The organism is Nostoc sp. ChiSLP03a, assembly GCF_034531215.2.
GTDB lineage: Bacteria > Cyanobacteriota > Cyanobacteriia > Cyanobacteriales > Nostocaceae > Nostoc.
Genome location: NZ_JAVRBQ020000140.1, coordinates 19,324 through 35,149 on the forward strand (window position 1 = coordinate 19,324; position 15,826 = coordinate 35,149).

A 15,826-nucleotide genomic window follows, 5' to 3' on the forward strand; every position below is an offset into this window, starting at 1 on the left:
TAGCAATATTCATCGCATTCTTAAATCGGTCAGGTCTTTTGGTTATTGGATTTTTACCAATATTCCAGTTCCACAGAATAATTATCTCACTCTAGTTACCACTCTTTCAAGTTTAGACCAATAAATGGCAAAACAACCCAGCAGTGCTGAGTTGTGCGAAAGTGAACTAACAAGAAAGTTCAAATTAATTTTTTGCAATCTGAGATTGCGCCTGAGTTAAGCAAGTTTTCAATTTTTCAGCTAACACTTTTACATGAAGTTCTTTAAGTATGTTAAGGTGAGATCCGGGAATGTAATGGATATCTAATTCTCCAACTACCTCGTCCCAGCCAAATTGAGGATCGTATTCTATACCTATAGCTTCGTCCCGATTTTTATCCTCTGTCCGCAAAAGAATAGCTCGACCAAGGTAAGGTGAAAAAATATAGTCACTAAGGGCTTGAGTGTTAGTATCTATAATCTTTAAATGCTTGTCAGTTTCAGGTACATGAAGTACGTCTTCCAAGTAACGGTTATATGTATTTTGCAGTTCTTGCTTACGCCAATAGCTCCATCTCACAATCTTTTGCCAAAGGTAGTTAGGCCCTTGCTGAACAATATTATTTAAATGCAAAAAAACTCGTTTGAGAAATGGCGCTTGCCAGCTATAACCTGGACGACAACTATCAAGCATAACTAAAATGCCAACTTGTTCGCCTTGCTCATGGAGTTGTTGAGCCATCTCGAAGGCAACTGTACCCCCAAAGGAATAACCTCCGAGAAAATAAGGGCCATGAGGTTGAAGGGTCTGAATTTCTTGAATATAGTGCGCTGCCATATCTTCAATGCGGGTATGGAGAGGGTATTTCTCGTCTAGCCCTCGTGGTTGTAATCCGTAAAATGGTTGTTCTGTCCCCAGATGCAATGCCAATTCCCGGAAACATAAGACTTCTCCACCCAGCCCGTGAATACAGAAGAAAGGTGGCTTAGAACCGTTGGGTTGAATTTCTACTAACGATGACCAAGATTTTGATTGGTCTAAGGTATTTACTAAAGCCGAGTTTTTTGTTAAATCTTCTTGGCAAATTATTTTGGCTAGAGCTTCTATAGTACCTGACTGGAAAAGAATAGCAAGAGGCAGGTTTTTATTAAATGTCTTTTCAATTTGCCAAAACAGTTTTACTGCTAGGATAGAATGTCCTCCTAGCTCGAAGAAGTTATCCCTAACACCAATCGGCTGGACGCCTAAAATTTGTTCCCAAATTTGTGTTAACTGGCGTTCCACTTGATTGCGGGGAGCAACAAAGCTGGCTTCTGGCTCTTGCCTCGATAAGTCTGGTGCTGGTAAAGCGCGACGGTCTATCTTGCCGTTGGGAGTTAAGGGCATGGCGTCCAACACGACAAAAGCCGAAGGTAGCATGTACTGTGGCAATTTTGTTGAGAGGAAGCTACGGATATCAGTAATTGCAATTGCTGAGTCTTGATTCGGTATAATGTAAGCCACCAAACATCTCTCGCCGCGAATATCTTCACGAGCAATGACTACAGTCTGGAGTACATCTGGGTGTTGGGCTAACACCGTTTCAATTTCCCCTGGCTCAATGCGTATCCCCCGGATCTTGACTTGATGATCGACGCGTCCGAGAATTTCTAAAGAGCCATCTGGACGATAGCATCCGCGATCGCCTGTATAATAAAGCCAATCGTGGCGATCGTTCCGAAAAGGGTTCTTGACAAATCGAGAACGGTTTTCTTCTTGGGCATTGATGTAACCCAAACTGCGGAATGGAGTTCGGATTACAATCTCACCCGGTTCACCAATACCGCATGATTGGTTATTTGATGTGAAAACCAGTGCTTGAGTTTGCGGCAGTGGTAATCCTACTGGCTGTACACCAGGGCTACACTCAACAGGTACTCGGTAATAACACTTTGCCAAAGTTGTCTCTGTCGGGCCGTAGAGATTAACTATTTCACCAGATTCTGGAAAAGCATCCCGCCACCGAAGCACAAGGGTTTCCTTCAGAGGTTCTCCAGCCAAGAATACCCAGCGTAAGTTACGTAAAGAGACTGCTGACGGCACATTCGCTAACCATAATTGCGCCAGCGAAGGAACTGTATGCAGTACAGAAATTTGCTCATTTTCCAAATAACGCAGAATTCTCGTTGGTTCTAGGTTATCCTCTTCTTCAGGCAAGCATAGGGTTGCACCACTAGTTAAAGGTAAAAAGATATCTCTAAGAACGACATCAAAAGAAAGACCAGTTAATTGAGCAACGCGGTCTTGCTGATTAATTTCAAAGGTCTGTCGCTGCCAGTTTAGAAAATGCGCCAACCCTTTATGACACCCCAGCACCCCTTTGGGTACACCAGTAGTGCCGGAAGTAAAGAAAATATAAGCTGCATCGTCGGCTGCGATTTCAGGTAAATTTACCGCCTCAATACTCTTTTGGGAATTTATCGCTTCTCCTGTGTCTCGGTTAACACAGATGCTAGTTAAAGACTCCCCTATATTTTCGTCTTTTGGACGCTGACCATCAATATATAATATGTATTTAGCTTTAGCTTCCTGTAACATCAATCGTTGGCGTTGGCTAGGAAGTTTCGGATCGAGGGTGAGTAGCACACCACCACTCAAGAGTACGCCGAGCATACTGGCAATTAGCCCAAAGCTGCGTGTACCATATACAGCTACGACATCTCCCCGCTCTACTCCGTGAGATAACAAAACCTGTGCTAAGGTTTGAGCGATTTTGCCCAATTCCCCATAATTCCAAGTGCGAATTCCTTGACGAAGTGATGAATGTTCTGGGGTACGATTTACCCAAGAGGTAAACATTGTTGTCGTCAACTGATACTGTGGTTCTGGCAAAACTGCCCTTGGTTCTGGCAGCAAAAGTTGCGCTTCTGGTGTCACCAGAGAATATAAACTAATTTTCCTCTCTGGAGCAGCAACAATTTGATTCAGCAAGTGATGGAATTGATGAAGCATTTCCATCATCCGTTCTGGAGTAAACAGATCGGTGTTGTAAACTAAATCAAGTTGGATTCCTTGATTTTGTTCTGTAACGTAAAGGGTTAAGTCGAACTTAGAAGCTGTTTCTAGGATCGAGACTGGTTCGATAGCCACTCCAGGTAGTTTTAGTTGGATGTCCCTTAAGTTGAGCATATTAAACCACACTTGAAACAGTGGGTTGCGACTGGTATCTCGCTCTGGTTGCAGTTCTTCTACCAGTTTCTCGAAGGGCATATCTTGATGGGCATAAGCAGCTAATGCCATCTGGCGAACTCGATTTAGCACTGAACGAAAACTGGGGTTATCCGCAAAATCAGTCCGTAAAACAACGGTGTTAATAAAAAATCCAATTAACTCTTCAATCTCAGAACGGTTACGTCCGGCAATGGGAGAACCGATAAGAATGTCTTCTTGCCCGGTGTAGCGGTGCAGTATTGTCCCAAAAGCTGCCAGCAATGTCATGAATAGAGTGACGCCCTCCTGATGCGAGAGTTCTGTGAGTGATGCACTCAAAGTCGGCGGTAGCATCAGAGATTGGGCTGCTCCTTGGTAAGTTTGTACTGGTGGACGTGGTCGGTCGGTGGGTAATTCCAGTACAGTATTAGCACCTGCTAATTGGGTTTTCCAATAGTTAATTTGCTTAGAAAGTACCTCACCTGATAGCCATTGGTGCTGCCACACAGCAAAATCCGCATACTGAATGGGCAATTTTGCTAATGTGGAAGGCTTACTACTCAAAAAGGCTTCATAAAGCGCTATTAACTGCTGCCAAAGAATACCAATTGACCAACCATCTGAAGCGATGTGGTGCATCATTAACAAAAGTATATGCTCCTGCTCGTCTATTTGGAGCAAAGTAGCACGCAGCATTAAGTCAGATTCTAAGTTGAAGGGGCGTTGCACCTCTTGATTTAGGAGCAATTCTACTTGCTCCTTTGTTACCTGAATGATTTTAAGTTCCACTGGCCGAGGCGTGCCAATTACTTGTATGGGGCTACCATCAGGTGATGTCATAAAGTTGGTTCGTAATGCCTGATGATGGACAACGATCGCATCTAGTGACTGTTGTAATATATCCAGGTTTAACTTGCCCGTTAAGCGTTGTGCATTGGAGACAATATACGCTCGGCTGTTGGGTTCCAACTGCTCCAAAAACCAGACTCGCTGCTGGGCAAAGGATAGAGGCGCTGATTGCCGATTGGCTATTTGAGGAATGGTCTGATTTTGGGGGTCGTTTTTTGGAGTTTGGTTTTGGGCGATTGCTTGAGCTAAAGTAGCGATCGTGGGATTCTCAAATAAGAGTTGCAACGCTATTTCTATTTGAAAAGCTTGGCGAACTCTAGACATCACTTGAGTGGCCAGGAGTGAATGCCCTCCCAATTCAAAAAAATTGTCGTGGATGCCTACTTGTTCTAAACACAAAACTTTCGCCCAAATGCCAGCTAAGACTTCTTCTGTCGAATTCTGAGGTGGAACAAAGTTATTTGATAGCCTAATATAAGATGTATCCGGTGCAGGCAAGGCGCGGCGGTCTATTTTCCCGTTGGGATTTAATGGTAGGGTGTCCAAAAAGACAAAGAAAGCAGGCACCATGTATTCTGGCAACCGAGCTTCCAAAAAGCGACGCAATTCAGTTTGACTAGGAATTTGCTCTGGACTGGCAACAATATATGCTACGAGTCGCTTGTCTCCAGGCGCATCCTCTCTGGCTATGACTAAAGTCTGCGTCAGTGCTGGATGTTGAGCTAGTATGGCTTCAATTTCTCCTAATTCAATTCGGAAGCCACGTATTTTAACTTGGTGGTCAATCCGACCAAGGAATTCGATATTACCATCGCTCAAATAACGTGCTAAGTCCCCAGTTTTGTAAAGGCGTGCCCCAGGTTCAGAGCTAAAGGAGTTAAAAATAAACTTCTCTATGGTCAATTCTGGACGGTTAAGATAACCTCGCGCTAGACCAATACCGCCAATGTGCAGTTCACCTGATTCACCAATAGGTACTGGCTGCAAATTGTCATCGAGGATGTGAATCTCTGCATTGGTAATCGGACGACCAATAGGTGCAATAGCATAATTAGTGTCACGTTGGCAACTCCAGAAAGTGGTATCAATAGAAGCTTCTGTCGGGCCGTAACAATTATGTAAAACATTGTCCAAATTCAGTTGGGCAAAGAAGCGTTCTATAAGTTCGCCAGGTAAAGCTTCACCACCGCAGGTAATGTGTCTGATGAATTGGCAATTTTCAATTCCCTTCTCTTCTAATAAGACACGCAGGATGGAAGGTACTAAAGCCAGAACTGTGATTTGCTGCTCAGTAATCACCTTCACAAGATAGGCTGTATCTTGATGCCCACCAGGGCGAGCCATAAATAATTGCCCCCCAAAGCACAATGGCCAGAATATCTGCCACACTGAGGGATCGAAGCTAAAAGAAATAGTCAGTAAAACTTTGTCTGCGTGAGTTAATCCAAAAGTTGTTTGCTTCCAGTGGAGTTGATTGCAAATACCACGGTGAGGGATCATTACACCCTTGGGCTGTCCTGTAGAGCCAGATGTGTAGATTACGTAGATAAGGTTATCAGGCGTAGTCTCATTTACAGGATTTTCTTGACTATTTTGAATATTCTCTTGCCATTCTAAGTCCAGACAAACCACTTGCGCCTGATGCGGTGGTAAGTTATTGACCAATTTTTCTTGGGTTAATAATACTGCTGTTTGGGTGTCTTCCAAAATAAAGGCTAAGCGTTCTGAAGGATATGCTGGATCTAAAGGCACATAAGCGCCTCCAGCTTTGAGAATGCCCAGTAGTCCTATAATCATCTCTAAGGAGCGCTCCAGATATATACCCACAAGTACTTCCGGTCCAACGCCTAAAGAACGTAGGTAGTGCGCTAGTTGATTCGCCCGCTGGTTTAACTGTTGATAAGTAAGTTGTGTATTTTCACATACTACTGCAATGGCTTGGGGCGATCGCTCTACTTGCATCTCAAACATTTGATGAATGCACAGATCCAGACGATCGACTACTTGGGTGTCATTCGATTCTTCTAAAACTTGAGCGTCTATGATGTAAGTTAAGGTATCTAACGGAATATTTTTCTTATATTCTGTAGTTTGGCTATTTATCTGCATTTTTTATGTATCAGCTCCATTAATAAGTCCAAGTTGTTAAATTATTCTTTATTGTAATATGTGTCTATATAAATCTTATATGAGGCTACTAATTAATGTCTTGAGGCTGAGAGTATGGGAATACAAAAACAAAGTCTTTTTAGCTGTAAGGTTGAGAAATGCTACTATAATAATAGGTTGTAGCTTCCAACTGTAGTATATTGGCTAATTATTAAATAATAATATTTATGTATAAAAAATATTTTTAAATATCTAGCCAACCGATTTATTATCTGTGTATTAGCTTATTTATCAATTTTTACTAATCTTGCCTTAGCTATTAATTAAATATAAGAAACATTAACATATTATGATTTACCGATTTAATCTTTTTTTAAAAAAAAATTGCATAAGCGTGTATAATTGACATATTACAATATCAAAAAATACTCTATCCTTTTTAACGAAAGTTTGCTTAATGGTAAAATCATTATTACTGAATCTTCATTGTGTTTATTGATATGTAAAAATAGTGTAAAGCTACGATCAAATTTGCTAAAATACTTAAATAAGCTCAACTTGGTGTAAAAATTGTCATTATAATCAAGAAGGGGAAGGAGAAGTTTAATCGTTGACTTCCGGCGTTGGGACATTCTGCTCTAAGTCTCAAAAGTTCAGAAAGGCAAAAAGTAGAAAACAAGAAGGTTTTAACCTAATTCATTTTTATACATAAAAGCTGAAATAGCAGGCATGCTTTTCAAGGCTTTTAACCAAATTTTTGCTATCGCAGTTAACAAAGGATATTTTATAAACAGCTGAAACAACTTATTTACGTTATACACAAGATGATTTTGTTGTACAGTACGTAAGTCCTATTTATCCTTTTATACTTATTATTTTTTCATAAGTTTAGGTTGAAGGGTTGATTTTTCGTTAACCGAGACGACAAAAAATCATTAATTTTCACCAAGACTGACGAAAGAGCGTTATATTGACTCAGTGAAACCATCACCAGCATAATTTTATCTTACTATATAAAGTATACATAAAGTAAAAGTCTTGCACATAGAATTAATGTTGAAATAAATGTAATATTAAATACATCAAAAGCCTTGCTTTTTCTGAAAGCAAAAACTTATTTAAATTTTTTAGCTATAAATAATGACTCGCAAGTCCGATGTTGATTTTTTGACGCTGATATGACCGTGCCTAAGTCCTCAATTTTTAATAGACAAGAATTTCAAGCGATCTAAAATCCAAATCTAAGACACAAAAAGTATATCAAAAGAATTGACTTTATCGGAAGGTAAAAATGTTTAGAATGAATATATTGCAAGACTTACAAATATTAGACATTATTGAGCTTAAGTTAATTTATTAAGAATAATTTTCATTAATCTGCTACTAATTTTTTTAAATATAGGACTTACGCACTGTACAAAATAACTATCTTGTGAAATAACGTGAATACGTTTTTTCACGCTTTTGTCAATTAATATTGATTGGGTGCGATCGCCAAAATTCCATTGAAAAATCTAGTTATAAGCCTTGAAAACTATACCTGTATTTTAGCTTATTTGCCAATACTAAGTAATAAAATATACTCATAAAAGCGATCCGTGTTCAATCATAATACTTGTATATATAAAGTTTTGTAACAAAAATCAAATTTTTGATGCATTTTGTTATATGTTAATTGTGTAAGTTTTGTTAATAAGTAATTCTGCGTAAAAAAACAAAGAAGCTTTTAATTAAAACTAAAATAGTATAAGCAAAGATGCTAAAGTAATATATAAAGATATGTAACTATATCTCTGTTAGAAAGGATACATCTGCGATGTTATACCTATTTTGTCACTCTGGGAAGAGAAGTAAATTATGTCTATCCTGAGTCTTAAACAAAATCATAGATAGCCATCGCTATCTATAATTTGTTTATTTAAATAGCCTTGTTACTAAAGTCTTTAAAAATTAAAGATAATTCTTTGGTAAAAATTGCCAAAAAAGGGTTAGTTATGCTAAGACAGTCCAATTATTTTGTACACGTACATTAAAAATACTAATACTAATATTGTTTACCTGACCAAGGTGATTGTTAATGTCAGGAATGTTATTCAAACATACTAAGTTAATTCGCCAATAAATCTTTTTCTCCTTTTTTTAGCATCAAAGCTAAAAATTTACGGGCGAAACAGGATGAATGTTAATATGTAAACTAAAGTTAAGTAATAGAATCCTGGAATATGCTTTTAATAAAGAACTTATAAGTTAATCTGAAAAAAAGCTCAATAGTAGAATATACAGAATAAGTTTATTTGAAAAAACGCGAGTTAAAATGTCACGATTATATGATGGTTTTTCATAACTTTTTTAACAAAATTAGGCATTACTAAAGTATGAGTAATCAAAGCATTGCAACAAATAAATTGAGTGAAGTATCTTCAGATTTACGTGCATCTGCATTTGTCAGTATACGCAAGGGTTCGTGGTGGCTAAGATTAATAACATTGTTTTTAGTAGATTGTACTTTGTTGTCCTTAGCTTGGATTTTTGCTGGATATCAATCTTCTTCTGAGCATCTTTCTTGGTATGTACCAAGTCAATATTTCCCCATTTTAATAACTATTGGAATTCAAATTGGATCGCTAGCTATCCAAGGTATTTATCGAGAAGGTCAAAAACGTTATGACTATTGGAATATTATCAAATCGTTAACTTTTGCTCATGGATTAATACTCATTGTTTGTTCTTTGTATAAGCCAGTTGTAGACATCAATAACCCAAGATTGACATTATTATCTTGGTTGCTGAGTATATTATTTATTTGTACTGGTAGATATGGTGTAAATGTTATTTTAGAATATTTGCGTAAGCAGAAAAAAATAGTTCGTTCTTCTGTATTCATTATTTGCGATCCTCAAGATCGCGAGCAGATTGCTAGCTTTATAAAAAAAGAAAAGCATTATATTGTCTCTGGAACGGCAAATGCTAACTCATTAGACAGATATAAACGTCAACAGACATTGACTCAACTTAATGAATTAGGTGTAACAGAAGTTTTTATATCTTGGGATGCTCTAAAAAATAGAATGTTTTTGTGCTGGTTATTTCAAGCATCTGGAATTCAAGTACATATCTTACCAATGGAATTAAAACCAATTTATAGAAATGTAGAATTTAATAAGATAGGAGGAATGCCTTGTCTGAGTTTAGATTGCCCGATAATTACAGGTAAAGATTTTTGGATAAAGCGTATTTGTGATTTTTGTCTGGCAACTTTATTTGTAATATTAATATTTCCGATTTATATAGCTATAGCTATAGCTATAAAACTTGACTCTTCTGGGACAGTATTTTATAAGCAAACTCGTATAGGTTTACATGGACAACAGTTTAAAGTATGGAAATTCAGAACTATGAGGTCTGATGCAGAAACACTACAGAAGGAATTAGAAGCTTTAAATGAAACAAAAGATGGTATTATCTTTAAAATAAAAGACGATCCTCGTATTACCCGTATTGGGAAGTTTCTCCGTCGTTACAGCTTAGATGAATTGCCGCAACTTTTTAATGTTATCCTTGGAGAAATGAGTATAGTAGGTCCTCGCCCTCTACCTACTAGAGATGTTGATAAGTTTTCTGAACATCATTTTATTCGACATGAGGTTTTGCCTGGTATTACAGGTCTTTGGCAAGTATCAGGTCGATCTGATATTTTAGATTTTGAACAAGTGATTCATCTGGATATGAGCTACATCGAAAATTGGTCACTTGCTTTAGACTTTGAAATTCTCCTTAAAACAGTTATGGTAGTTTTGAAAAAAGATGGTGCTTACTAAAGAATAAAACAATAGCTGTGGAGGTTCAGGATTATAAAATTTAGGTTATGTATCGATAAAAGTATTGCAGTCTACAGTTTAGTTAATAGCGGATTAAATTTAGATTTTTCTACCTTGCCGATTAGTTACCTGTTTGAGGGAGATATAAAAAACTTATTTTCTTTATAAGAATATATCCAAAACAATTATGGTAACTCAAAATGAACGAATCAAACTGAATTAAGAATTACAAGAATGGTAGAAAAGTACAAATTCATAAGTAATTCCCTTTCAATGATACTCAATCGGTTAGCACAAAGCATAACAGCATTTGTTTTAACCGCTTCTATTGCTCGTACTTTAGGAGCTGAGGCTTTAGGTCAGTATCTACTCGCATATAGCTACTATTTTATCTTTGTGGGCATTGCCTCACAAGGACTAAAGACATTGTTTACTAGAGAACTAGCTCGTGAGCCACAAAAAACACCAGTCTATCTAATGAGTGGTACGTGGTTACAGTTAATATTTAGTTTCTTTAGTTATGCGGCATTGGTAATTGTAGTGTTTTTTCTTCCTTATAGTTCTAAGACCTCAACTGTTTGTTACATAATGGGCTTAACGATCGTTCCTTTTGCGCTTTCTAATATCACAGAGGCGATTTTTCAAGCTAAAGAAAAAATGCATCTGATAGCGATCGCTACAGTACCGATCTATATACTACGCCTAATAATAATGATTTGGGCGATGCAACTAAAATATGGAATTGAATATTTGGGGGGAATCCTATTTTTTTCAGAAACACTAATTCTGATAATTGAATGGATTTTTATTGTCCCTTTAGTAAAAATACAATGGCAGATTGATAGAAGTTTTGTCTTTAATACAATTAAAGAAGCGCGGACATTTTTTGCTATTGAAGCAATGGCTGTAGTTAGTGGCAGAATTCAAATATTGATTCTTTCATTATTAGGAAATGAACTTTTAGTAGGTCTATTTGGTGGAATAACACAATTACTACAACCCTTTTTGATTATTGCTAATAGTATAACTTTAGCAATATTTCCAAGATTTTCCAAGGCAGTAGAGCAAGGACGGGACAAGCAGAGGCAGATAGCTGAAAATATTATCGAAATTCTATTAATCATTGCATTGCCGTTATACCTTGGAATCTTATTGTTTGGCAAAGATTTGTTAGTTTTTATCTATAATACTAGCTTTGCTGAAGCAAATATAGCCCTTAGTTTAGCCGCTGCATCACTCCTTTTTTTGCCGTTTGCACGCTCACTGAGTTATTTACTTGTAGCCAATGGTTTCGAGATAGTGAACCTACGTGAAGTAGTTATTACTACTACATTAGGAAGCTTGGGAGGTGTGGTATTAGTTTCGCACTATAAGTTACTAGGTGCAGCTTTAATAGCATTATTGATGACTATTTTTGGTTCTATCCAGTATATTTATTTTACCTATACTCGCTTATTTTCATTAAATTTATGGCGAATATTTCGCCGTCCATTAATAATAAGCATCCTCATGTTATTTATATTAATTTTATTACAAAAACTTAACTTAGACTTTATATTCACTTTACTCATTGCAACTTGCACCTATTCTTTATTTGTGATTTATTTAGGTATTCGTGCGTTTGGTGGGTTCCGTTTTTTATGGCTAAAATTTTTAAAGTAGTAGTAATTGTTGAAAATAGATTTTTACCATTAACTCATCAAACTTGAGCAAGAGTAGAATTTTTATTATGATTAAAGTTGCTTTATTACATTTTAGTTTTGAAGATTACACTATTGAATTAGCAAACAGTTTGGTTAAATATGTTGATTTAACGCTTATTCACCCGGAAAAACTCTCAAATGCATGCAGCAATGTTCTTGATTCCAGTATACGCGTAATTACCTTTAAAAAACCACGGATTCGCGACCCGCGCAACCTATTGTCTATGTACGCGATGATGCGTATTATCAAAGACATAAACCCAGATATTTTGCATGTGCAAGAAACTAACGATCCTTGGTATGATTGGACACTGTTACTCAACAAAATGCCACCATTGGTGACAACTATCCATGATATATTTCGTCACCCAGGGGATAGGATGTCTGTATTCGGTTCAGAGTATACCAGGCGTATTGCTTTCTACCGTTCCCAACAATTGATTGTTCATACTCATCAACTAAAAAAGATTCTAATTGAACAATTCCGTATACCTCAAGAGCGAGTCAATGTTTTACCACATGGGGAACTTGGTAGTTTGTATAAGCGTCGGGGTAATCACAATAGTCAGACTCGCGAGCCAAATACATTGCTATTTTTTGGACGCATCTGGCCTTATAAAGGATTAAAATATTTACTTCAGGCTATGCCTTTAATTGCTGAACGTATACCCGAAGTCAAACTGATTATCGCTGGACGGGGAGAAAACATCAAACAATATTTCCCTAATGGTTACGATCAGAAACGCTACGAAATTATCAATGACTTTATCCCCCTTGAAGAAGTAAGTAAGCTATTTCAACGCAGTACGGTAACAGTTTTACCATACATAGAAGCTTCTCAAAGTGGTGTAGCAGCTTTATCTTATGGGATGGGAACACTGGTTGTAGCCTCTGAAGTAGGAGGATTAAGTGAGATAATTCAGCATAAAAAAGATGGGTTGTTAGTTCCACCTTGTGATGTTCAATCTTTAGCTGATGCCATTATTTATTTGTTAATCGATCGCGATTTGCAACAACGTATGCAAACTGCGGCATTAGCTCGCTGTCAGGAAGATTTAAATTGGTCAAATATTGCCGCTCAAACAGCTCAAGTTTATTATAAAGAACTGAATATGCAAAAGAAATATTAGTTAATTGATTATGAAAAAAATACTAATTTTTGCTGAACAGGTATTCACAATTATGAGCTTGCTGATGTATTCAGGGGCAATTTTTGTTGTTGTACTGTCAGGAGGAGCAGGACAGAGTGATTTAGTAGAATATGATAGCTCTGTGATTCGGATTATTTATTCTTTCATCTACCTAGTTACCTTAGTACTACTAGTTTTGCGTTGGAAGAAAACTCTTTATTTCCTTAGGAAAGACTTTTGGCTTTATTCTTTAATTTTATTGTCAGCTGTTTCTATTATTTGGTCTTTTGAACCATCAACAACATTAAAAAATAGTTTTTCCCTGATTAATTCCAGTTTATTTGGACTATATTTTGCTTCGCGATATAGCTTAAAACAGCAGTTACATTTACTTGCTTGGAACTTTGCAATTATTATAATACTCAGTTTTGTTTTTGCCATAGCTTTGCCTAAATACGGAATACAGAGCGATTTGGATGGTTCAAAGTGGCGTGGAGTATTCACGCACAAAAACGGTCTGGGAGCAAAAATGGTAACAAGTGGTATGATTTTTTTTATACTCGGTTATCAAACTAAAAGACGTAGTTGGCTTTTCTGGGCAGGGTTTGGCTTGTCAATACTACTCTTACGGCTTTCTGCTTCCGGTTCATCTTTAGTTAACCTATTAATCATAATATTGACATTTTTTGCTTTTCAAATTTGGCGTTGGTCTTACCAATTAATGGTACCAACCCTAATAATGATAGCTACTATCGGCCAAAGTTTATATTTTTGGTTCTCTAGTAACCCTGATATCCTGTTTGGTGCAATTGGTAAAGATGCGACACTGACGGGTCGAACTCAATTGTGGCCATTAGTAATTGATAAAATTTGGAAACACCCTTGGCTTGGTTACGGTTATGGTGGATTCTGGCAAGGATGGAATGGCGAATCTGCCGATATTTGGCTTGCAGCGGCATGGACGCCAAACCATCCCCACAATGGTTATCTGGCTCTTTGTCTTGATTTGGGTCTTTTAGGATTAGCAGTCTTCTTTTTTGGATTTTGGCGCAGTTATCTGCAAGGATTTGCTTGCGTGCGTAATAGTAAAACAGCATTTGATATTTGGCCACTTATACACATGACATTTATACTCTTATCTAGCCTCACTGAGTCCAACTTACTGGAATCAAATAGTTTAACTTGGATACTCTATGTGGCAGCATCTCTCTCTGTCAGAATGTAAAGATCAAGTAAAAATTAGGTGATTAATCAATATAGCTTTAACCAGCTAGTAACAGCAAAAATGATGGCTATTATAATCTAGATATACATACTTATTTAACTCAATTTCGCCAAATGTATGAATATAGGTTCCATAAATAAGGTATATTTTAGACTTGACAACTGAGTGTTTTACTAAAATAAGGTTTTACATTTTCCTACCTATCACCCATAAATTCAGGGTTTTGACCACTGTTCCGAGTAAGTGAATAATTACTTACTAAACTAATTAAAAATTGAAATTATTATGGCATCACCGAAAAAAGTACTAATTATTGTTGAAAATCTCCCAGTTCCCTTTGATAGACGGGTATGGATGGAAGCAACTACTTTGCAAAAAGCTGGGTATGAAGTTAGTGTAATTTCACCTACGGGTAATGGCTTTGAAAAAGATTACGAAATTATTGAGCAGATTCACATTTACCGTCATCCCCTACCACCAGAAGAAAGTTCTGTCATTGGCTATCTCCAAGAGTACAGTTGGGCAATTAACTGGCAATTCCGTCTAGCTCAAAGGGTATGGCGAGAGCGTGGTTTTGATGTCATACATATTTGTAATCCGCCCGATTTGCTTTTCTTGGTAGCAGCATGGTTTAAATTATTTCATGGTATATCTATTATCTTCGATCATCATGACCTCAGTCCAGAAATGTATGAAGCTAAGTATCGTCGGCGCGATATTTTTTATTATGGATTACTCTGGGCTGAACGCTTAACTTATGCCACAGCAGACATGGTAATTTCAACGAACGAGTCACACCGAGAGGTAGCTCTTAAGCGTGGGCACAAGAAACCAGAGAAAGTATTTGTTGTTCGTAGTGCGCCGGACCTTTCGCGCTTTCGCCGAATGCCTCCAAACCCCAATTACCGTAGAGGTAGAAACTACTTGATAGGTTACATGGGTGTCATGGGAGAACCAGAGGGTATCGATTATCTCTTAAGAATGGTATATTACATTGTCCACAAAAAAAATCGCTCTGATATTCACTTTATGCTAATTGGTAGTGGTCCTATGGCAGAAAAGCTCAAGGTCTTATCCAAAGAGTTAGAAGTGAATGAGTTTGTAGAATTTACAGGGTTTAAGCAAGGTGAAGAACTTTTAGAACGGCTTTCCAGCTGCGACGTGTGTGTAGAACCTTCTCCAACATCTGCTTATAACGAAAACTGCACTATGAATAAAATCCTTGAATACATGGCAATGGGAAAAGCAATTGTCCAGTTTGATTTGCGAGAGGGAAGACGTTCTGCACAAGAAGCATCTCTTTATGCCAAGCCTAATGACGAAGTAGAATTTGCCGAGAAAATTTTGGAACTTTTAGATTCTCCTGAACGTAGACAAAAGATCGGAGCCGAGGGTCGACGCAGAATGGAGGAAATTCTTGAATGGCAATATCAAGCTCCAAAACTGTTAGATGCTTACGATAAAGTATGGCAAAGTAGGTAGCTACTTAAACTTTCAGAATTCCTATATCAAGTAGTAAGTGAGTTGAGTAATGAGTAGATGTTTATGATCAAAAATTACAAAATGACTAAAGAACGAATTTTTATTTGACTTTGAAATTTTTGCTTTGGCTAAGATAGTTGTTCTAACAAGCAATCTAGCCATATAATATCCAAGAAAAAATTAAGTCTTTGATAATGCAGAAATAAATTTAAATAAATATTAGTCGTTGATGGCTAATCCAAAAAATTTTAATTTAAGCTCCTGTTAGTAAAGGGTTGATTGATGGGAAGGCAGTTATACTTAGGATCTAGTTAACTCGCCTGAATCCCGAAATTAACAAA

At 37.2% G+C, this 15,826-nt stretch carries 6 protein-coding genes; 5 read left to right on the forward strand and 1 reads right to left on the reverse strand.

Features of this window, described 5'->3' with window-relative positions; translation table 11 throughout:
• Positions 1–184: 184 nt before the first annotated feature.
• Positions 185–6,127, reverse strand: a complete 5,943-nt coding sequence (locus RMY32_RS22975) for a non-ribosomal peptide synthetase (RefSeq protein WP_322710624.1) — start codon at positions 6,125–6,127, stop codon at positions 185–187.
• A gap of 2,375 nt (positions 6,128–8,502) precedes the next feature.
• Here RMY32_RS22975 and RMY32_RS22980 point away from each other — a divergent pair.
• From RMY32_RS22980 to RMY32_RS23000, 5 genes are all read left to right on the forward strand, one after another.
• Positions 8,503–9,945 carry a sugar transferase gene (locus tag RMY32_RS22980; RefSeq protein ID WP_322693561.1) on the forward strand — a complete coding sequence of 481 codons (1,443 nt, stop codon included), beginning with the start codon at positions 8,503–8,505 and terminating at the stop codon, positions 9,943–9,945.
• Positions 9,946–10,179: 234 nt separating this feature from the next.
• Entirely contained in the window at positions 10,180–11,607 is a 1,428-nt protein-coding gene (locus RMY32_RS22985) for an oligosaccharide flippase family protein (protein WP_322710625.1), read from the forward strand.
• A 67-nt stretch (positions 11,608–11,674) separates the two neighbouring features.
• Positions 11,675–12,778: a glycosyltransferase family 4 protein gene (locus RMY32_RS22990; protein WP_322710626.1), complete on the forward strand. Its 1,104-nt coding sequence runs from the start codon at positions 11,675–11,677 to the stop codon at positions 12,776–12,778.
• Positions 12,779–12,788: 10 nt separating this feature from the next.
• Positions 12,789–14,003 (forward strand): O-antigen ligase family protein, encoded by a 1,215-nt coding sequence (locus RMY32_RS22995; RefSeq protein ID WP_322710627.1) that lies wholly within the window; start codon positions 12,789–12,791, stop codon positions 14,001–14,003.
• A 285-nt stretch (positions 14,004–14,288) separates the two neighbouring features.
• Positions 14,289–15,485, forward strand: coding sequence for a glycosyltransferase family 4 protein (locus tag RMY32_RS23000; RefSeq protein WP_322710628.1), 1,197 nt, complete (start codon positions 14,289–14,291; stop codon positions 15,483–15,485).
• The last annotated feature ends 341 nt before the right edge of the window (positions 15,486–15,826 follow it).

Coding starts and splice junctions, on each gene's coding strand:
- RMY32_RS22975 (WP_322710624.1), bottom strand. CDS start 6,127: ATGCAGATAAATAGCCAAACTACAGAATATAAGAAAAATATTCCGTTA.
- RMY32_RS22980 (WP_322693561.1), top strand. CDS start 8,503: ATGAGTAATCAAAGCATTGCAACAAATAAATTGAGTGAAGTATCTTCA.
- RMY32_RS22985 (WP_322710625.1), top strand. CDS start 10,180: ATGGTAGAAAAGTACAAATTCATAAGTAATTCCCTTTCAATGATACTC.
- RMY32_RS22990 (WP_322710626.1), top strand. CDS start 11,675: ATGATTAAAGTTGCTTTATTACATTTTAGTTTTGAAGATTACACTATT.
- RMY32_RS22995 (WP_322710627.1), top strand. CDS start 12,789: ATGAAAAAAATACTAATTTTTGCTGAACAGGTATTCACAATTATGAGC.
- RMY32_RS23000 (WP_322710628.1), top strand. CDS start 14,289: ATGGCATCACCGAAAAAAGTACTAATTATTGTTGAAAATCTCCCAGTT.